This window comes from Azospirillum sp., from assembly GCF_050789165.1.
Map to the genome: position 1 here is coordinate 43,063 of NZ_JBOZRT010000021.1, position 18,031 is coordinate 61,093.

16 protein-coding genes are annotated in these 18,031 nt (G+C 73.2%); 5 read left to right on the forward strand and 11 right to left on the reverse strand.

The features are described from left to right. Window positions 1–4 precede the first annotated feature (4 nt). The 7 genes from ACRWK7_RS04025 to ACRWK7_RS04055 are packed head-to-tail and all read right to left on the reverse strand — an operon-like array spanning window position 5 to window position 7,577. The gene (locus ACRWK7_RS04025; RefSeq protein WP_431854896.1) at window positions 5–805 is read right to left on the reverse strand and encodes a sulfotransferase domain-containing protein; all 801 of its coding nucleotides are present in this window, start codon (window positions 803–805) and stop codon (window positions 5–7) included. Beyond that, window positions 802–1,572, reverse strand: a complete 771-nt coding sequence (locus ACRWK7_RS04030) for a class I SAM-dependent DNA methyltransferase (protein WP_431854897.1) — start codon at window positions 1,570–1,572, stop codon at window positions 802–804. The genes ACRWK7_RS04025 and ACRWK7_RS04030 overlap by 4 nt, the downstream gene beginning before the upstream one ends. Next, window positions 1,569–2,675 carry a DegT/DnrJ/EryC1/StrS family aminotransferase gene (locus ACRWK7_RS04035; RefSeq protein ID WP_431854898.1) on the reverse strand — a complete coding sequence of 369 codons (1,107 nt, stop codon included), beginning with the start codon at window positions 2,673–2,675 and terminating at the stop codon, window positions 1,569–1,571. Before ACRWK7_RS04035 ends, ACRWK7_RS04030 begins: the two co-directional genes overlap by 4 nt. Beyond that, a complete protein-coding gene (locus ACRWK7_RS04040) occupies window positions 2,672–3,088 on the reverse strand; it encodes a hypothetical protein (protein ID WP_431854899.1) in 417 nt (138 codons plus the stop codon). The genes ACRWK7_RS04035 and ACRWK7_RS04040 overlap by 4 nt, the downstream gene beginning before the upstream one ends. Beyond that, window positions 3,085–4,407: a glycosyltransferase family 4 protein gene (locus ACRWK7_RS04045; protein WP_431854900.1), complete on the reverse strand. Its 1,323-nt coding sequence runs from the start codon at window positions 4,405–4,407 to the stop codon at window positions 3,085–3,087. The genes ACRWK7_RS04040 and ACRWK7_RS04045 overlap by 4 nt, the downstream gene beginning before the upstream one ends. Continuing rightward, entirely contained in the window at window positions 4,407–6,911 is a 2,505-nt protein-coding gene (locus ACRWK7_RS04050; protein WP_431854901.1) for a hypothetical protein, read from the reverse strand. Before ACRWK7_RS04050 ends, ACRWK7_RS04045 begins: the two co-directional genes overlap by 1 nt. A gap of 3 nt (window positions 6,912–6,914) precedes the next feature. Next, window positions 6,915–7,577, reverse strand: a complete 663-nt coding sequence (locus ACRWK7_RS04055; RefSeq protein ID WP_431854902.1) for a LamG-like jellyroll fold domain-containing protein — start codon at window positions 7,575–7,577, stop codon at window positions 6,915–6,917. Window positions 7,578–7,687: 110 nt separating this feature from the next. Between ACRWK7_RS04055 and ACRWK7_RS04060 the strand changes: the two genes are divergently transcribed. The 3 genes from ACRWK7_RS04060 to ACRWK7_RS04070 are packed head-to-tail and all read left to right on the forward strand — an operon-like array spanning window position 7,688 to window position 12,200. After that, window positions 7,688–8,998: a hypothetical protein gene (locus ACRWK7_RS04060; RefSeq protein ID WP_431854903.1), complete on the forward strand. Its 1,311-nt coding sequence runs from the start codon at window positions 7,688–7,690 to the stop codon at window positions 8,996–8,998. Continuing rightward, complete coding sequence (locus tag ACRWK7_RS04065; protein WP_431854904.1) at window positions 8,995–9,768, forward strand: hypothetical protein; 774 nt, start codon at window positions 8,995–8,997, stop codon at window positions 9,766–9,768. The genes ACRWK7_RS04060 and ACRWK7_RS04065 overlap by 4 nt, the downstream gene beginning before the upstream one ends. Further along, a complete protein-coding gene (locus tag ACRWK7_RS04070; protein ID WP_431854905.1) occupies window positions 9,765–12,200 on the forward strand; it encodes a hypothetical protein in 2,436 nt (811 codons plus the stop codon). The genes ACRWK7_RS04065 and ACRWK7_RS04070 overlap by 4 nt, the downstream gene beginning before the upstream one ends. A gap of 58 nt (window positions 12,201–12,258) precedes the next feature. Here ACRWK7_RS04070 and ACRWK7_RS04075 read toward each other — a convergent pair whose 3' ends face one another. From ACRWK7_RS04075 to ACRWK7_RS04090, 4 genes are read right to left on the reverse strand one after another with little or no spacing between them, the layout of a single operon-like run. Continuing rightward, the gene (locus tag ACRWK7_RS04075) at window positions 12,259–12,510 is read right to left on the reverse strand and encodes an acyl carrier protein (protein WP_431854906.1); all 252 of its coding nucleotides are present in this window, start codon (window positions 12,508–12,510) and stop codon (window positions 12,259–12,261) included. A gap of 56 nt (window positions 12,511–12,566) precedes the next feature. After that, window positions 12,567–13,205, reverse strand: coding sequence for an acetyltransferase (locus ACRWK7_RS04080; protein WP_431854907.1), 639 nt, complete (start codon window positions 13,203–13,205; stop codon window positions 12,567–12,569). Further along, window positions 13,205–14,638, reverse strand: a complete 1,434-nt coding sequence (locus ACRWK7_RS04085; protein WP_431854908.1) for an AMP-binding protein — start codon at window positions 14,636–14,638, stop codon at window positions 13,205–13,207. Before ACRWK7_RS04085 ends, ACRWK7_RS04080 begins: the two co-directional genes overlap by 1 nt. Continuing rightward, entirely contained in the window at window positions 14,635–15,393 is a 759-nt protein-coding gene (locus ACRWK7_RS04090) for an SDR family NAD(P)-dependent oxidoreductase (RefSeq protein ID WP_431854909.1), read from the reverse strand. The genes ACRWK7_RS04085 and ACRWK7_RS04090 overlap by 4 nt, the downstream gene beginning before the upstream one ends. A gap of 174 nt (window positions 15,394–15,567) precedes the next feature. Between ACRWK7_RS04090 and ACRWK7_RS04095 the strand changes: the two genes are divergently transcribed. Further along, window positions 15,568–16,644, forward strand: coding sequence for a hypothetical protein (locus tag ACRWK7_RS04095; protein WP_431854910.1), 1,077 nt, complete (start codon window positions 15,568–15,570; stop codon window positions 16,642–16,644). Continuing rightward, window positions 16,625–17,881: an acyl-CoA reductase gene (locus tag ACRWK7_RS04100; protein ID WP_431854911.1), complete on the forward strand. Its 1,257-nt coding sequence runs from the start codon at window positions 16,625–16,627 to the stop codon at window positions 17,879–17,881. Before ACRWK7_RS04095 ends, ACRWK7_RS04100 begins: the two co-directional genes overlap by 20 nt. Window positions 17,882–18,031 lie beyond the last annotated feature (150 nt).

Below are 18,031 nucleotides of genomic sequence, written 5' to 3' on the forward strand. Positions count from 1 at the left end.
GGCGTCATCCGTCTTGCGGGAAATGGGCCCGCAGCACGGGGCCGAAGGCGCGGTCGGCCTCGGCCCGTTCCGCATCGGTGAGCACGGTGCGGTAGCAGTCCCGATAGCCCCGGTTGACGAAGCGGCGGCCGCGCCCGTAGCCGGGGGCCAGTTCCGGGTGAAAGAACACGCCGTCGCGGCCGGTCTGCGCCTCATGGGCTTCCAGCGCGGCCATGACCGCCATCGAACTGCGCTCGACCGCCCTCGCCTGCCGCTCGGCCGGAACGTCCAGGCCGAGGAAGGCGAGGATGGCGGCAAGTTCGCGCCGCGGGTGATCGACCAGGGCGCGGTAGCCGACCCGATGGACCGGCACCGCGTCCTGGTCAAGCCAGGAGCGGACATGCCCCACCCAGGTGCCGGCGACGTCGAAGCCGCCACCGCCCGTCTCCAGCCACGCCCGGACGAAGGGCCGGAACGCCGGGTTGGCGTCCGGGTCGCCTGGCGGCGCCCCGTCGGGGCGCACGAAGTTGGCGTAGTCCCAGGCGGACATCATCACGTCGATGGGGTCGCGGATCAGGTAGACCGCCCTGGCCGTGCGCGCCACGGTTGGCAGGCTGGGGTCGTAGGGGAAGTGCGACTTGACGAGGCGCGGCGCTCCCGGCACGGCGAAGGGCGCGTCCGGATGGGCGTGGATGTCGATGGCGTAGCGCTTCTCCAGGTCGTGGACGTCCGCGTCCTCGCCGAAGAGGCAATGGAACAGCAGGAAGTTGAGGTACGTGACGCCCGACTTCGGGAACGCCGACAGGCTGATCAGGTCGCGCGTCATGGGTCCGCCCGCGCGACGCCCACGACGGTCCAGGCCTGCTCGTCGGCCGGCGCCTCGCCGTCGGGAAAGCGGCGCAGATCGAGCAACCGCAGCCCCGCCGCGCCGAGCGCCAGATCGAGTTCCTGCGGGAAGAAGAAGCGCATGGTGTGGACCTCCTCGCCTTCGGAGGCGATGCGGTCGCCCTCAATGCGCATCAGCCCGAAGCGGACGTGGCAGAGCTGGCGCACCACGTCCAGCCGGCTGTCGGTGGTGCGGACGATGCGCCCCCCGGCGGTGGGGACGGTGCGGACGCGTTGGCCCGGCCGGTCGTTCAGCACCGCCAAGCCGTTCCAGACGTCGAAGACGAACAGGCCGCCCGGTTCCAGGTGCCGGCGCACCATGCCGAGCGCCGCCAGCAGGTCGACGTTCCCATGCTGGTACCCCAGCACCGCGAACATCATCACCACCGCGTCGAACCGGCGCCCGAGATCGATGTCCCGGAGGTCGCCGAGGTGAAACTCCGGTGGCGAAGGGGTGTGCGCGCCCTTGGCCCGCGCCTGCGCCAGCATGGGCGCGGAGCGGTCCACCCCCACCACCGCGTGGCCGCGCCGCGCCAGGGGGATCGCGTGGTTGCCGGTGCCGCAGCCGAGGTCGAGCAGGCGCCGCGGTCCGCCGGCGCCGTGTGCATCGAGCAGGCGCTCGATCAGGTCGCACTCCGCCTCGTAGTCCTTGTCGCGGTAGAGCGCGTCGTAGGCGGCGGCGTAGTCGTCGCCGAACGGGTCGGTCATCGCAGCGCCTCTTGCACGGCGGCGCAGACGGCGTCGATCTGGGATTCGGTGAGCGTGAGGCCCGAGGGCAGGTAGAGCCCGCGGCGGGCCAGCCGCTCGGTGACGGGATGGCGTTCGCCGGCGAACAGTCCGCGCTCGCGCAAGGCCGGCTGCTCATGCATGCCGAGGAAGAAGGGGCGGCTGTCCACGCCGCGCGCGTGCAGGCGCTGCGCGAACTCGGCCGCGTCGAAGGACACCGCGTCGTCCAGCACCACCCCGTACATCCAGTGCACGTTGCGCACGCCCGGCCGCTCGACGGGCAGCGCAAGGCCGGCCACCCCACCGAGCCGCTCGGTATAGTGGTCGGCCATGCGGCGCTTGCGCGCCAGATGGTCGGCGATCCGGTCGATCTGGGCCACGCCGACGGCCGCCTGCATGTTGGTCATGCGGTGGTTGCGGCCCAGTTCGGTGTGCAGGAACCGCCGGTCGCGGCGGAAGCACAGGTTGCGCAGCCCCCGCATCCGTTCAGCCAGATCGGCGTCGTCGGTCACCACCATGCCGCCCTCGCCGGTGGTGACGATCTTGTTGGCGTAGAAGCTGAAGCAGCCCAGCGTTCCCAGGCCGCCGACGCGACGGCCGCGGTATTCCGCACCGTGCGCCTCCGCCGCGTCCTCGACGATGGCGAGGCCATGCTGGTCCGCAAGTTCCCTGAGCGGCGCCATGTCCGCCGGGTGGCCGAGCAGGTGCACCGGCATCACCGCGCGGGTGTGCGGCGTGATCCGCGCCGCCACCTGCGCCACGTCCAGGCACCAGGTGTCCGGTTCGCAGTCGACCAGCACCGGCACGCATCCGGCGTCGAGCACGGCCAGCACGCAGGAGATGATGGTCAGGCTGGGCAGGATGACCTCGGAACCGGGCTCCAGCCGCAGCGCTTGCAGGGCGACGGCCAGCGCCGCGGTGCCGTTGCACACCGCCACGCCATGCCCGACCCCGCAGTACTCGGCCCAGCGGCGCTCGAACTCGGTGATGAAGCGGCCTTCGGAAGAGATCCAGCCCGACCGCACCGCCTCGGCGACGTTGGCGAGCGCATGGTCGTCGAGCAGCGGTTCGCAGACGGGGATCATGCCGTGGGTCCCGCGCCGCCGATAAGGCTCTTGTCCGCCCCGCCGGTGTAGGGACCCTGCTTCACCTCGATCATCTCGATCTCGTCCAGCGCCTCGAAGCCGTGTCCGCCCGACGCCAGCAGGATCACGTCGCCGGCCTCCAGAACGCGGCTTTCGAGATAGGCGCCGGCCTTCGTGTAGAAGTCCACCCGCAACCGGCCGCGGCGCAGCAGCAGCACCTCCTGGGTGTGCAGGACGGCGCGCGCGACGGGGTTGTGGACGTGCGCCGCGATCGCGTGCCCCGCGGGATGGCGCATGTAGGCAAGCTGCTGCGACAGGTGGCCCGGCGTGAAGAAATGCACCCCCGGTTCCCGGAAACCGCTGCGCACGATGAGCGCCAGCAGGTCTCCCGCGCACTCGATCCGCTCGATCATGACCCTTGGGCCTCCGTAGGAGCGGAATAGGTCAGACTGAACCGTTCGTAATCGTTGGAAGAGTAGCGTGGGCTCAGCCCTTCACGCAAGCGGGCGCTCGCCTCGTCCACGATGCCCGCCACGCGGGCCACGAAGTCCTCCCACCGGTAGGCGGCCAGCCGTGCCTGCCCGCGCTCGGCCAGGACGGTGGCGAGGGCGTCGTCGCGCCACAGGCGCAGCATGGCGTCGGCAAGCTGGTCGGGGGAGCGCGGGTCCACCAGCAGGCCGGCGTCGCCGGTCTGCTCGCGCAGGCCGGGAATGTCGGAGGTGATGACGGGGCGCCCGTAGCGCCACGCCTCCAGGGCCGGGATGTTGGTGGGGCCGAAGAAGGTGGGCATGACCAGGCCGGCGGACAGGCGGTAGAGCGCCGGCACGTCCCGATCGGGGACCCATCCCAGGTAGTGGATCTGGCGGCGCACCCCCAGTTCGTCGGCCAGCGCCATCACCTCGATGAAGGTGGCGGCGCGCACGGCGTCGGTGTAGGCGCCGCACAGCACGACCGGAACGGCCTCTCCGGTCCGGTCCGCGATTCGCCGCAGCGCCTGAACGATCAGGTGGTGGTTCTTGTGCCGCCAGAACTGCGCCGGGTAGAAGAAGAACCGCGGCGGCAGGCGGTAGGCGGCCGCAACGCGGCGCAACTCCGCATCGTCCGGCATTTCCACCGCGCGGGTGGGCGGGTGGAACGGCAGGATGCGGATGCGGTTCTCGTCGATCAGATCGCCGTAGAAGCGCAGGACATCCGCCTTGCCCTGCTCGGAATCCACCAGGATCAGCGTCGCGAAGCGGCAGGCGTTGCGGTAGAGGTATTCGCGGAAGGCGCCTTCCGCCGGGCTGCCGACCTCCGGGAATTCCGGCTGCAGGCGGTGCTGCAGGTCGTGGATCGGCATCACGAACGGCCGGTGCGTCGAGAAGACGAACGGGCTCTGCGACAGCTGGAAGACCCAGTCGATGCCAAGCGCGTGCAGCCGCGGCTCCAGGCTGCGGTCCAGGTGCGGGGTGAACCAGTCCGGTTGCGGGCCGGCGGTGGCGGGGTCGTCCAGGTACGCCTCGGGCGGCCGCTGGTCCAGCCACGGTTCCCTCAGCGTCGCCATGGGCAGCCCGGCGTAGCTCACCGCACCGGTCGCCACCAGATTGTACAGGTGCCGGTCCGGGTTGGTCAGGCAGACGAGGTCGTGCGGGCTGCGTCGGGCGACTTCGGCCAGCGCGTCCAGCAGGAGCACCTCGTATTGGAATCCTCCGCCCACCGACCAGGGCGTCGTCCGCACGATTCCCACCCGCATCACGCCCTCTCCCGCCTGTCGCCGGCCCGTTCGAAGAACCAGCAGCCGCTCGTCACCGGGCGCCCCGCGCGCAGGGCGACGAAATGCGGCGGCCGGTCCGCCCCCTGCGGCTCGGCGACGCACATGTCCAACGAGGTGCGGCTGATCGCCAGCGGCGCGCAGCCGAGGCGCAGGAGACCGAACCGGGTGCGGACGTCGTTGCGGAACGCGTCGCCGGACAACACCTCCGCCCTTACGGCATCCTGCGGTCGCGGAGCATCCAGCGGCACCTCGGCGGCCAGCGCCAGAAGCCCGCCCGGCCGGAGGTGGTCGCCCGCAAACCGCAGCCGTACGTCCACGCTCTCCGGTGTGCCGGTGGTGAGGCAGACGGCATCGTAAGGGCTGCGGAGCGATGGATCGTCGGCGGATGCGGCGACCCGGATCCGCTCCGGGCGGCGGATGATCCCGCCGCCCGGCGCCCACGCGCCGTCCGACGACAGCACATCCACTTGGCCGACGTGGCGCGACAGCACCGCCGGCAGGTCGTTGCCGTCCGTGGTGACGACCAGGACGCGGGCACCGGCGGTGAGCAGGCCATAGGCATCGAGCTGCGCTACCGTGTGCGCGACCTTCCAGGTGATCCGGCAGCGCTTCAACTGGTTCTCCGCGAAACGGCCGGCGAGGGCCGACCGGATGACGGCGATGAACGTGGGGTCCTCCCAATCCTCGGTGGTGGCGAGCCGGCAGGGAGCCTGTCCGTTGCGGCGGGCGGGCTGGTCCACCACCGGAAGCGCGAGACAGGGAGCCAGACGGCTGGAGGCGCGGTTGTCCTCGACCCAGCGCAGCACGCGGTCGGCGACGGCCGCGCCGTACCGTTCGCGCACCGGTCCTGTCCGGCACAGGGCCACCAGCGACGCGGCGCCGTGCAGGATCGTCTCCGCGCGCTCCCCGGCCATTTCGCCCGTCGCCAGTTCATGCAGGTTGGTCAGGAGTCGGACCGCCTCGGTCACCGGCACGCCCTGCCTGCGCGCGCCGGCGCTTCCGAGGTGGCGAATCACGAACCAGGGCGAGAGCGCTTCCGTGCCGTCCGCTCCCATGACGAAGCCGTGCTTCAGCCGCGTCACCGATGGGCTGCGGCTGGCCGTCACCGCGGCGTCGAGGAAGGACGACAAGCGGTTGCGGTGCCCGTTGAGGATGATGAGGCGGCGTGGCGCGAGCCCCCGCCCGGCCCGTTCGGCTTCGGCTGCGACGATAGTCTGGACGGCGTCGTGCAGGTCGGCCAGCGCGGTTTCGTCCTGCTGCGGGTCGGGCAGCGCGCCGACCTCGACCACGAAGAGCGACGATGCGAGAAAATCTCCGGCCCCGGCGTCGGGAAGGCTGTGGCACAGCGGGTGGACGGCGACCGCTCCGGTGAAGCCCAGGGCGCTCCACAGCCGGCGGAACAGCGCGTGCGTGTCCGGCGCGATCCCGGCGTAGCCGACGCTGAGCCCGCGGTCCATGCTGGCCAGCAGGTCGGCGAGGAAGGGGGCCACCGTCCGCGGGTCGTACGCCCGCGCGTCGAAGCGGAACAGCGAATCGTCCTCGCGCAGGTCCGGCGGCGCGTTATTCAGCGCCGCGACGAAGCCGGCGAAGCCCTCGGCCATGCCGTTGGGAAGACGGATCTCCTCCAGTTCGGTGCCGGCAAGGCCCCAGCTGTCCGCCTGCCGCGCCAGGACGGGCTCGCGCACGTCGTCCACGAACCGGCGCCAGTCGTCTTCGGCGTGGTCGTGGCCGTGCAGCGGGTCGGCCAGGCGGGTGTGTTCGCAATGATAGCCGAACAGGCGGTCCAGGCAGCTCCGCGGCGGGCCGCGCAGCAGAGAGAAACGTTTCGCCAGATTGGAATCCACGTGCCAGCCGATCCGCATCTCCTCGTCGAACCCGCAGAGATCGTGGATGTCGGCGCGGGGGAAAAGCTGGAAGTCGCCGGGCGCGTCGTAGAGCAGGAAGTCGTGCATCCTGAGCGCGGTGTGCAGGCCCATCCGGCCGCCCCAGCGGTGCAGGAACTCCAGCGCCTCCGCCGGTCGGCCGCGGTCCAGACGTTCCCACACACCCTGCGGCAGCTCGAACCGGGGCAGGTGGTGAAGCCTGGGTTCGAGGCCATCCAGCCAGACGCGGCTGCGCACCCCCTCGGCCCGCGGCAGCAGGATCATGTCGGTGTTGGTGGACAGCACCCAGGGGTTGGCGGGGTTGCTGCGTCGGATGCCGGCGTTGCGCGCCACCGGCTCGGCCACCGCCCGGCCGTCGCCCGCGTGGTGGTGCGGGCGCACGCGGAGGACGCGCAGGTGCCGCAGCGCCGCGTCGGTCAGGGTGTCGGCGATGGCCTCGGGAAAGGTCGGCAGTTCGTCCGGGGTGTTGTAATCGACGAAGACGATCTCGTCGTCCGGATCGTCCAGCACGGCGGCGAGGCAGTTCAGGCTGAGCGCGGCGCGGCGCGGCAGGTTGTACCCGTGGGTGTCGTTCCGGCCGTAGACGACGATCGACAGCATGACTCACCCGCAGGGAAACGGATTGGTGCGCGGGCCGATGCCGCGCGCCGTGCCGCGGGTGATGCGCACCGCGTGGACCTCGCCGTCGAGATAGAACTCCGTCTCCGCCTCGACGCCGATGGTGAGCGGCGACGGGCAGACGTTCAGCGGCCCCGGCAGCGTCGCAGCCCCGGCCGGCGTGCCGTTCACCCACAGCCGCACGCCGCCGGCCCCGTCGCCGGTGGCCGCGACGTAGAGCGGCACGCCGGCCTCGACCGGGACTTCGGCCGCGACCCGGACCATGGTCTGGCCGAACGGGATGCACAGCGTCGGCACCCCCTGATCGACCCGCAGGGAAAAGGCGCTGGCCTCCCAGCGCAGGAACGTCCAGTGGGCGATCAGGCAGCGGGTGCGGACAAGGGTGTTCAGCCGGCCCATCCATTCGATGGTGAAGGCGCCCCCGCCCAGGTGCAGAGCGGCCGAGGCGGGCACCGACACGTAGTCGCCGTACCCGTCGAGCGCGACGGCGGCGTGGCCGTCCCACCGGCCGTGGCTCGTGACCGCGGCGTACTCGTTCAGCGCCGGCCGATGCCGCCCGGTGCGGTCGATGACGCCGGCATCGCCGGCCATCGGCTGGATGAAAAGGAGCGTCTCTCCCCAATGCGGGTCCGCACCGTGCACAGCCATGGCCCTCCGACGTGACGCGGCCTCGTGTCGCCGGGACGCTTTCCGTATGACAGAATGTCAGGCATTTATCCATATTGTCCAATGTCGCCGGAGCCGGGAGGAGGTGCGCCGTGGTCTGTCCGCCGGAAGCGTATCTCCAGGTCGGCCGCGTCCTGGCCGGCCAGCGGCGTCTGGCGGCGGGTGTGGACGCGGCGGCCTTCGCCTCCGCGCGGGCCTACGCCGGGCAGGTGCGGCCGGCGGCGCCGTACGAGCTGCTGTGCCCTGGGGTTGTCCGCATGGACCCCGCCGCCGCCGCCGTCCTGGAGCGCACCGCCATCGCAGGTCCTACGATTCCCATGCCATCGGTTCCGGGCCTGCCGGCCAGGCTTCGACTGGGCGGGGGCGACGTCTACACGGCGTTCGGCGCGTCGGTGCTCGGCCCGGTGGTCGGGGGATTCGCGCACTGGGCCTGGAGGCAATGGCGGCCCCTGGCCGGCGGCGCCACCCTGGCCGCCGTGATGCGCGATGGCGGCCTGCTAGGGCGTGCGGTCGCCCGGCGTGCCGGCCAGGACGTGCCGGAGGTGTGGCTGTCCCGGTCCCTGTGCCTGCTGGGCGCGGTCGCGGATGCCGGCGATCGCGAGGCGCTGCGCAACCTGCTGGTGCGTGCCCGCCGCCGCCCGGCGACCGTGGCGGAAGCGCTGGACGAACTCGGCCTTGTCGGAGAAAGGGTTCCGGGCCTTGTCCCATCGGCGCCGCTGGCCGGCGAGGGGCTGGAGCGGCTGCTGGACTGGCTTGCCGGAACACCGGCCGCGGCGGAGCGCGTGGCGGCGGCCTCGGGCGCGGCGCGGCGGGCGATTCTGGAGCATCTGGAGGCGGCCGGCGCGCTGCGCGGCACGATGGTGGGCCTGATCGACGTCGGCTACAGCGGCACGATCCAGCGCTGCCTGACCCGCATCACCGCGCTGAAGGGCACGCCGGTGCGTACGCTGGGGCTCTACCTGGGCACGTCGCCCGGTGCGGTGTGGGCGGCGGGCCGGGATGCGATGGTAAGGGGCTTCGCCGTCCAGTACGGCGCGCCAGACTGGCTCGCGGCGCCGCTGATCCGGGCGCGGGCCGTGCTGGAACTTCTGCTCGGGGCACCGCTGGGGCCGCTGGCCGGCTATGACCGCGCCGCGCCGCGGCTTTCGCCGCCGGACTACCCGGCCGGGCAGCGGGAAGCGACGCTGCGGATGCAGGACGCTGCTCTCGCCAACGCCCGTCCGGCGGGGCGCGCCGAGGTCCGCCGCCGGCTGGCCCGGCTGCTCATGGCGCCGACCGCGGAGGAGGTCAGGCACTTCGGTGGCTGGCTCTATCAGGACCACCTGACCGTCGCCCGGCCGCAGCCTCTGGCCGCGACGACCGGCGACGTCACTCTGTGGCCCGGCGCGGAGGCGTTCCGGTGACCCCCGCCGGGCAGCGGCGCACGCTGGCGGCGATCCTGGACGCGGGGTGCCCGGTGGTGTCCTTCGACCTGTTCGACACGCTGCTGCTGCGAGGCACGCGGCCGGAACTGCAGCGCTTCGGCGACGCCGCACGGGCTCAGCACGCGGCGCTGACGGCGGCCGGGCTGGCGTCTCCGGGGGCGGAGGCCCTGTACCGGGGCCGGCTGCGGGCTCACAAGGCGGCCTACGACCGGGTCCGGCGGACCGGCGCGGGAGAGGTTCGCCACGCCGACATTCTGGCGGAGGTCTGCCGGCTGTGCGCCCTCACGCCCGACGCCGCCGCGATCCTGGCCGAGGCCGAGTTGGACCACGAGCGCCGCGCCTTGCGTCCGAACCGGCCGCTGCTGGCTGTGCTGTATCAACTGCGCGCCCGGCGTCGCGTTGTCATCGCCAGCGACATGTACCTGTCGGCGGCGCAGGTGGGGCGGCTGATCGCCTGGACCGCTCCGGATCTGGCCGGCATACCGCTGCACGTCAGTTCCGAGGTGGGGGCCAGCAAGCGGCGCGGTGACCTGTTCGCCGCGGTGGCGGCGGCCGAGGCCGTGGCGCCCGCGGCCATGCTGCACGTCGGCGACGACCCCGTGAACGACGTGGCGCGGGCGCTGGCGGCGGGATGCCGGGCGCTGCATCTGCCGCGCCCGGCACCCTGGCGCGCGGCGCGGGCGGCGCGGGCCGCCTGGGTGCGCTGGCGTCTGGCGCGCCGCGGCTGGCTGGAAGGGGCAGTGCCATGATCTCGGTTCTCTGCTACGGCCGCAACGACGACCACAGCCCCGGAATCCAGAAGCGGGCGGCGCTCAGCCTCAACGGCTTCGCCCGCCTGCTGGACGACCCGGACGACGAGATTGTCTTCGTCGATTACAACACCCCCGACGAACTGCCGACCTTTCCCGAGGCCATCGCCGACACCCTGACCGGCGAGGCGCGCCGCCGCCTGCGCGTCGTCCGCGTCCGCCCGCGCCACCATGGGCCCTGGCGCCACCGCACCCACCTGCCGGTGCCGGAGCCGCTGGCGCGCAACGCCGGCCTGCGGCGGACCAACCCGGCCAATTCCTGGGTGTTGAGCACCAACACCGACGTGATTCCGCTGCCGGGCCGGTCGCGGAGCCTGTCGGCGCTGTGCGCCGGCCTGGAGCCCGGCTGCTGGCATGTGCCGCGCTACGAACTCCCCGAGGCGGTGTGGCAGGGGCTCGATCGCACCGATCCGGACGCCGCCATGGCCGAGCTGGCCGATCTGGCCAGCCAGCTGCCGCTGCGGGAGATCGTGCGGGGGGCCGGGCCGGCGGTGTTCGACAATCACGGCGACTTCCAGCTCACGCGGCGCGACGACCTGTTCGCCGTGCACGGCTTCGACGAGCGGATGCTGAACGGCTGGGCCGTCGATTCCAACCTGTCGCTGCGCCTGCTGATGCGGCTGGGCCGTGTCGGGTCGCTGGCGGGTGAGATCGACGCCTTCCATTGCGCGCACCACCGCGCGGTGTCGCGGCTGCACCGCCACGACCGCAGCGAGAACGACTACCAGCGCTTCTACCGCGACGTCGAGCGCGCGGACCTGCCCAATCAGGCCGACACCTGGGGGTTCGCCGGCGCGGAGCTGGAGGAGATCCGCCTAGACGGCGCCCGGCGGCGGCGCTGGCTGGGCGCCCTTGCCGGCGCCGATCCGCGGCCCGTCGAGGCGGTCTACAACCCGGACAGCGCCGACGAACCCCACTATCCGGTGGACCAGGTGCTGGCACATCTGCTGGACCTGCTGGCCGAGCGCGCCGAGGACACCGTCGTCGGCTGGTGCGGCGCGCGGCCCCGCATGCTCGGGGCGTTCGTGGCGGCATGGCGGGCGCTCGGCCGGACCGGGGCGGTGCAGGTGCCCGAAACCTGCGTCGGGCCGACCGGGGTCGAGCCGGTGGCGCTGCCCCGGCTGGTCGAGCGCGCGGATGTCGTCGTGTTCGAGTTCGGCTGCCGCAGCCAGGATGATCCGGCGCTGCACTCGTCCCGCCCCGGTGCCTGGAGCGACGACGACCTGCGGGCGCTGGCGCCCGTGCGCGACGCGCTGCTGACGGTCACCGAGGCGGAGCGGCGGGCGATGGCCGGCGGCGGTGCGCCGCGCCTGCTGATTGCCGTCAACGCCGTGCACAACCGTTTCGAGCCCCTGGTCCTCGACCTGATTGGCGCTGCGCGCATCCCCTTCGCCACGCGGCTGCGGCACGGCTATGCGCTGGCACCGCCGCCAGAGTTCGCGCCCTACGCCGCGCCGGCCGTCGCCGTCTGGCTGGAGCGGCGGCTGGCGCGGCGGCAACCCGTCCCGGTCAGCGAGGCGGTGCGGCTGATGGGCTGGGCCGACCGCCTCCTGGCCGACGACCTGCCGCCCGCCCGCCTGATGGAGGCCGCGCGCAACGCGCAGGCCCTTCTGGCGCTGCTCGACCACCCGGGTCTTGCCCGCGGCGCGCCGCCGGAGGGGCTGGGAAAAGCCCGCCGGGCGGTCGCGTCGGCGCGCGGGTCGGTGCGGCTGGCGGGGCGGATCGGGGTGCCGGTGCTGGCTGGACCGCCGCCGGACGGTCCCTGGCGTATGGCGACGCTGGAGGATTGGGAGGAGGAGGAGTTCGCCGAACTGGCCCGCCGGCATTTCGACGGTCCGTTGGCCACCAACCTGACACGGCGCTCAGCCCTGCGGTGGAGCCGCGTCCGCGTGCTGCAGGGGCTGCTTCGGCGGGGATTGGCCGGTGCCGGTACGCGCATTGCGGTGGTCGCCGACGGATTCGATCCTCTGGCCGACGTGCTGTCCACTCTGGGCGGTTGCGTCCACCTGCTGCCGTCGCGGCCGTGCCCGCCGTCGGCGGGTATCCGCGATCCCCGACGCCTGTTCGTCGGCGCCGCGCCGGACAGCGGACCGTTCGACGCCGTCGTTCTGCTGGAGGCGGGCATGGAGGCTCCGCCGGTGGCGCCGCAGGGCTTGGTTGTGCGCGTCGAGCGGGCCCGGGTCGATGCCCAGGCCGATCCGGCGGTGCGGCTGCCGGCCGGGGCAGCCCTCAGCACCGCCACCGTGGACAGCGCCCTGTGGCCGGGTGAGTCCGCAGGTCTGCCGCATTTCCTGGCCGTGGCGGCCGATGGCGCCATCACCACGCTGGCCGTAGCGTTCGAGGATCAGGGAACCGGCTGCGTCTCCCAGTAACCCGCCCCCGCCTGCGCCCCGGCCGGCCGGTCAGGGCAGCATCCGTGCGCCGGCCGTATCAGCGCTCCCCATCGCCGATCCCATGCCGGTCCCTGAGAATGCCGACCGCCATGGCGAAGCTGGACAGGTCGAGGACGTCGTCGGTCTCGAGGAGCGTGCCGAACTCGCTGTCGATGGCGGCGACCAGGGCCATGTGAGCCACCGAGTCCCATTGCGGGATCCCACGGTAGGCGAGCTCCGCCGTGACCTCGTCCTCGGGTATCTCGAACACTTCGGCGAAGACGCGCCGCAACCTTTGTTCCAGTGCCAAGAGCTTCTCTCCCGTCGGCCGGTTGCGACGTTCGCATGCGTACGGTGAAGCTCCCGTTAATTCCGCCGCCACGACGCCGGATTGCCGAGCGCCAGAACACCGGCCGGCACAGCGCTGTGAACCACCGCGCCGGGAGCCACGCGCGCGCCTTCCCCCACCCGCTGGCGCGGCAGCACCACCGCGGCCGAACCCAGCATCGCACCGTCCGCGACCTCGGCCGCCCCGCCGACGCAGGTGTGCGGAGACAGTACCGCCGCCCGGCCGATGCGTGCGTCGTGCCCGACGCTGGCCCGCACGTTGAGAAGCGCATGCGCCCCCACCATGGCGTCCGGCCCGATGAAGCCGAAGGGGCAGACGACCGCCCCCGCACCGAGGCGCGCCGAAGGCGCCACCACCGCGCTGGGATGGACGAGCGTGGTGAAACGCACCCCCGCCGCCTCCAGCCGGGCCGCGAGCGCCAGCCGGACGGCGGGGTCTCCGATCGCCAGGATGCAACGGTCCCCGGCCCCCAGCCTCCCTGGATCGACGGGCCCCAGCACCGGCACATCCAGGCCGAAGGCCGACAGGTCGGGGGCGGTGTCGTCCAGGAAGCCGCGCACCCGCTGCCCTGCTCCCGCGGCGGCGGCGTCGCGCAGCCATTGCAGCACCTCGCGGCCGAAGCCGCCTGCGCCGACGACGACGACGCTCTCCTCCATCAGCCCAACTCCCTGACCAGTCGTGCATAGTCCGTCTTGCCGCTGGGCAGCTGCGGCGGCGGACCCTCCCGCGCCACGCAGGCCAGGGCGGTGCGCGGCAGCTCCAGCCGCTCCAGCAGGTGGGCGCGCACGCGCACCGCTTCGGCCGGTGTTCCGGACACGGCCACCAGCAGCCGGCCGCCGTGCTCCACCGCCGCCACCGGCGCGAGCGGGGCCGCCAGCGCCTCGACATCGTCGAGCGACAGGCGCAGCCCGCAGATCTTGGCGATGCGTTTCAACCGCCCGGTCACGCTCAAATAGCCATCAGCGTCGAGCCGGCCGAGGTCCCCCGTCGCCAACCGTCCCTTCAGCCCGTCGCCGCGCGCCAGATCGCAGCGGCGGTCGGCATATCCCATCATCACGCCGGGGCCATGATGGATGATCTCCCCCACGGCACCCGGCGGCAGCGGCTCGCCGTCCTCTCCCACGATGGTGAAGCGCCCGCCGGGCAGCGCCGGCCCCACCGCGCCCGGCCGCCGCGGCAGCTCCGCCGGCGGCAGCACCGCCATGCGCGGTCCCGCCTCGGTCTGGCCGTACATGGCGTGGACCCGGCCGCCGCGCGGCGCCATGGCCGCGTGCAGGCGCAGCAGCACCTCGGGCGCACAGCGCCCGCCGGCCTGGAGGATGGTGGTCAGCTCGGGCACCGCCAGCCGGTCGATGCCGAGGCGCAGCAGCGTCTCCGCGTGATACGGTACACCGGGCAGACCGGTGCAGCGCGCCGCCCGCACCGCCTGCCAGAATCCGGAGGTCAGGAACCCGTCGCGCGCCAGCAGCACGCTGCCCCCGGCCGCGAGCTGGCTGTCCAGTACCGACAGGCCGAAGGCGAATCCCAGTGGCAGGTGCCCGACCGCCCGGTCCTCCGTCCGGATGCCGAGGGCGGCGACGATGGCGGTGGTGTTGGCCGCCAGCGCAGCATAGGACAGCCGCACCAGCTTGACGCCGCCGGTGCTTCCCGAGGTGGGCAGGAGCAGCGCCAGTTCGGGGTGGATCTCCGTCTCCTCGCCGGCCAGGCGCGTCCAGGCGGCCATGCCGGCGATCGGCGAGGGCACCGTGCGCCAGCCTCCGGGCAGCGTCGGCACCGGCAGTGCCGTCGGCCACAGGACAAGGCGCGGCGTCCAGGCGGCGGCAAAGTCCGGCAGCATCCGGGCCAGCCCCACGTCGAGCAGCAGCGCCGCCTCCCCCGCCGCCAGGGCGCCGAGCCACGCGGTCACCGGGGCCGGATCGGGCGCCATGCCGATCAGGACCAGCCCCTTGCGCGGCGCGGCAAGGGCGGCGGCCGCCGCACCGACCGCCGCGCGCAGGGCACCGTGGCTGACCACCATATCCCCGGTCAGCAGCGCCGGAGAGTCGGGATCGACGCGGCCCGCCGCCGGCAACAGATCGAACGCCCTCACAGGACCATCCCGCCATCGACGCCCAGCACCTGCCCGGTGACGTAGCTCGCCAGATCGGACACCAGGAACAGCACGGCGCGCGCCACGTCGTCGGGGGTGCCGTCGCGGTTCATGGTGATGTGCGCCCGGTGGCGGGCGGCGGCTTCGGGCGGCAGGCTTCCGGTCATGGCGGTGTCGATGAAGCCCGGTGCCACCGCGTTGACCCGGATGCCGAACGGCCCCAGCTCCTTCGCCGCCGACAACGTTAGCCCCACCAGCGCGGCCTTGGACGCGGCATAGAGCGCCTGCCCGGCGTTGCCGCGTGTTCCGACGATGGAGCCGACGTTGACGATGGCGCCGCCGTCCTTGCGCATCATCCGCGCGGCCATTTGCGTGGCGTGCAGCGGGCCGGCGACGTTGACGGCCAGCACCCGGTCCACCGCATCCGCCCCCAGCATGCCCAGCACCCCGTCGCCCAGGACGCCGGCGTTGTTGACCAGGATGTCGAGGCGGCCGAAGCGGCGCTGCACCGCCTTGAACATTCCGGTGACGGCGGCCGGGTCGGCCACGTCGGCGGGGAGCGCCAGACACGCCGTGCCGTGGCGCGTCGCCAGCTCGTCGGTCAGCCGTTCCAGCGCCGCGGCATCGCCATGGCCGTTCAGCGCCACCGACGCCCCATGCCGGGCCAGCAGCGCCGCCACGGCGAGCCCGATGCCGCGGCTGGACCCGGTCACGAGGGCCACGCGGCCGGCGAGCGAAAGGGCTGAATGGGTCATGACCGGACGATCCGTGCGGGGCACCTTCGCGGCAGTGTATACGGCCGGGATCGCGGTTCAAGCACCGCCGGGTATGAAGCGGCGTGGACGTGGCGTCGCGATGCGCTTAACGTCGGGCGCAAGGATTTCCAGCGCCGATGGCCACCTCCCGTGACCGATGATCCTGCTTCGTCCGTGGACGCTCTGCCCGACACGGCGTGGCTAGCCCCCTTCGACACCCCGCCGGACGAGGCCCGTGCCCGCCTGCTGGCGCGGCTGAACGCGCTGACCCGCCATCACCGCGCCGCCTGCCAAGGCTATGCCCGCATCCTGGAGGCGTTCGGCTGGGGGGACGCACCGGCCGACGGGCTGGAGGCGGTGCCCTGGCTGCCGGTGTCGCTGTTCAAGCGGCGGGCGCTGGTCAGCGTGCCGGCCGACCGCATCGTCGCCTGGCTGTCGTCCAGTGGCACGGACGGCGTGCCGTCGCGTGTTCCGCTCGATCGAGGCACCGCGCAGCTCCAGGCCCGTGCGCTGGCGGCGTTGATGCGGCCGTTGCTGGGGCGCGGACGCGCGCCGCTGGTGGTGGTGGACACGGCGACGACGCTGAAGCGGGGCGGGTTGGTGGCGGCGCGCGCCGCCGCCATCGCCGGCTTCGGGATGATGGGGCGGGACCCGCTGTTCCTGCTGGACGGGGAGGGTCGGCCGGACTGGGGCGCGTTGGCTGCTTACCGCGCCCGCCATGCCGGCGAACGCCTGTTCATCTTCGGCTTCACGTCCATGGTCTGGGAATCCCTGGTCGAGAGCGCCCGGCGCGACGGCGTCGTGCTCGACCTTTCGCCGGCGCTGCTCCTGCATGGCGGCGGCTGGAAGCGGCTGGCCGACCGCGCGGTCGATGCCGCGACCTTCCGCGCCGGTCTCGCCGAGCGGCTGAACCTGACCGAGGTGCGGAACTACTACGGGCTGGTGGAGCAGGTGGGCACCATCTTTCTGGAATGCCCGGCGGGCCGGCTGCACGCGCCGGCGCTCGCCGACGTGCTGGTGCGCGACCCGGTGACGCTGGCGCCGCTGCCGGCCGGCCGGCCGGGCCTGCTCCAGCTGTTCAGCGCGCTGCCCGTCAGCTATCCCGGCCACAGTCTGCTGACCGGGGACATGGGCACGGTTCTGGGCGCCGACGGCTGCCCCTGCGGCTGGCGGGGCCGGCATTTCGTCGTGCACGGCCGCTTGCCGCAGGTCGAGATGAGGGGGTGCAGCGATGTCCGCCCCGCCGCCTGACGCCGCCGTGCTGCACATCGCGCCCGACCCCGCGCTGGCGTGGCAGGATGCCTTGGCGCGGGTGCGCGCGGCCACGCCGATGGCCCCCTTCGCCGAGCCGGCGGTCGGCTTCGTTACGGCGTTGTCGCAGGCGCTGCTGGCCGACCGCGCCATGCGGCGGATGCCGGAGGTGATGGCGCTGGCCCACGCGCTCCGGCCGGCCGAGCTGCGGCGCCTTGCCGGCGATCTGGCGGCGCGCACCGGGAGCGGCCGACTGCGCCATGCCCGCGGCCTCGTCTTCCACGTCGCGCCGGCCAACGTCGACACGCTGTTCGCGTGGTCGTGGCTGCTGTCGCTTCTGTGCGGCAACGCCAACGTCGTACGGCTGTCGCGGCGCGGCGGCCCGGCGCAGGCGGCGCTGCTGGAGGCGGCCGGCCGTCTGCTCGCCGAACCCGGCTGGGCGGCGCTGCGGGTGCGCACGCTGGTTCTCCGGTACGGCCATGACGAGGCGGTCACCGCGGCGCTGTCGTCGGCGTGCGACCTGCGCGTGGTGTGGGGCGGCGACGCCAGCATCGCCGCGGTGCGTCGGGTGCCGCTGCCGGCTGGAGCGCAGGAGCTGTCGTTCCCCGACCGCGTGTCCGCCGCGTTGATCGGGGCCGGGGCGGTGATGGCAGCCGACGGCGACGCGCTGGCGCGGGCGACGGAAGGGTTGGTCACCGACGTCGTCTGGTTCGACCAGAACGCGTGCTCCTCGCCCCGGCTGGTGCTCTGGGTCGGGGCGCCGGCCGAGGTCGAGTCGGCGCGCGCCCGCTTCTGGCCACTCTTCGACCGCTGGCTGGCCGATACCGGCTGGAGCCTGGACGGTGCCCGCACGCAGGCCCGGCTGGCGGCGGCGGCCGAGTTGGCGGCGGACGGCCGCGTCCGGCGCTGGACGATGGCCGCCGACGGCCGGATCGTGCTGCGTGGCGAGGCGGCGGACGGCGCCATAGGCCTCGCCGGGCACCCCGGCCTGGGCCTGCTGCTGGAGGGCTGGGGGGCGAGCCTGGAGGAAGCCTGCGCCCGGCTTCCCGCCGACGTGCAGACGCTGGCCTGCTTCGGCTTGCCGTCCGACACGGTGGCCACGGCGCGCGCGGGGGCGCGGGTGGACCGCATCGTTCCGTTGGGTCGGGCGCTCGCCTTCTCCACCGATTGGGATGGACAGGACCTACTGGAGCGTCTGACCCGCATCGTGCAGCTGGGCATCGCCACGCCGACTTGAACGATGGCTCGGTAGCGTTTGATATCGGCGCGCGGAAGCGCTGACTCACCGACGGTGATTCCCAAGGCTCGCGCTCGATCCACGTGCGAAAGCACCGGCGGGCGGAAGAGGGCGAACGGATCCCGGTCGCCCACAGGGCCGCCGTTGGCT

Excerpts from the sequence above, each read along its gene's own strand:
- ACRWK7_RS04070 (WP_431854905.1), top strand. The coding sequence starts at position 9,765 with ATGATCTCGGTTCTCTGCTACGGCCGCAACGACGACCACAGCCCCGGA.
- ACRWK7_RS04050 (WP_431854901.1), bottom strand. The coding sequence starts at position 6,911 with ATGCTGTCGATCGTCGTCTACGGCCGGAACGACACCCACGGGTACAAC.
- ACRWK7_RS04025 (WP_431854896.1), bottom strand. The coding sequence starts at position 805 with ATGACGCGCGACCTGATCAGCCTGTCGGCGTTCCCGAAGTCGGGCGTC.
- ACRWK7_RS04040 (WP_431854899.1), bottom strand. The coding sequence starts at position 3,088 with ATGATCGAGCGGATCGAGTGCGCGGGAGACCTGCTGGCGCTCATCGTG.
- ACRWK7_RS04045 (WP_431854900.1), bottom strand. The coding sequence starts at position 4,407 with ATGCGGGTGGGAATCGTGCGGACGACGCCCTGGTCGGTGGGCGGAGGA.
- ACRWK7_RS04055 (WP_431854902.1), bottom strand. The coding sequence starts at position 7,577 with ATGGCTGTGCACGGTGCGGACCCGCATTGGGGAGAGACGCTCCTTTTC.
- ACRWK7_RS04100 (WP_431854911.1), top strand. The coding sequence starts at position 16,625 with ATGTCCGCCCCGCCGCCTGACGCCGCCGTGCTGCACATCGCGCCCGAC.
- ACRWK7_RS04080 (WP_431854907.1), bottom strand. The coding sequence starts at position 13,205 with ATGGAGGAGAGCGTCGTCGTCGTCGGCGCAGGCGGCTTCGGCCGCGAG.
- ACRWK7_RS04030 (WP_431854897.1), bottom strand. The coding sequence starts at position 1,572 with ATGACCGACCCGTTCGGCGACGACTACGCCGCCGCCTACGACGCGCTC.
- ACRWK7_RS04090 (WP_431854909.1), bottom strand. The coding sequence starts at position 15,393 with ATGACCCATTCAGCCCTTTCGCTCGCCGGCCGCGTGGCCCTCGTGACC.
- ACRWK7_RS04035 (WP_431854898.1), bottom strand. The coding sequence starts at position 2,675 with ATGATCCCCGTCTGCGAACCGCTGCTCGACGACCATGCGCTCGCCAAC.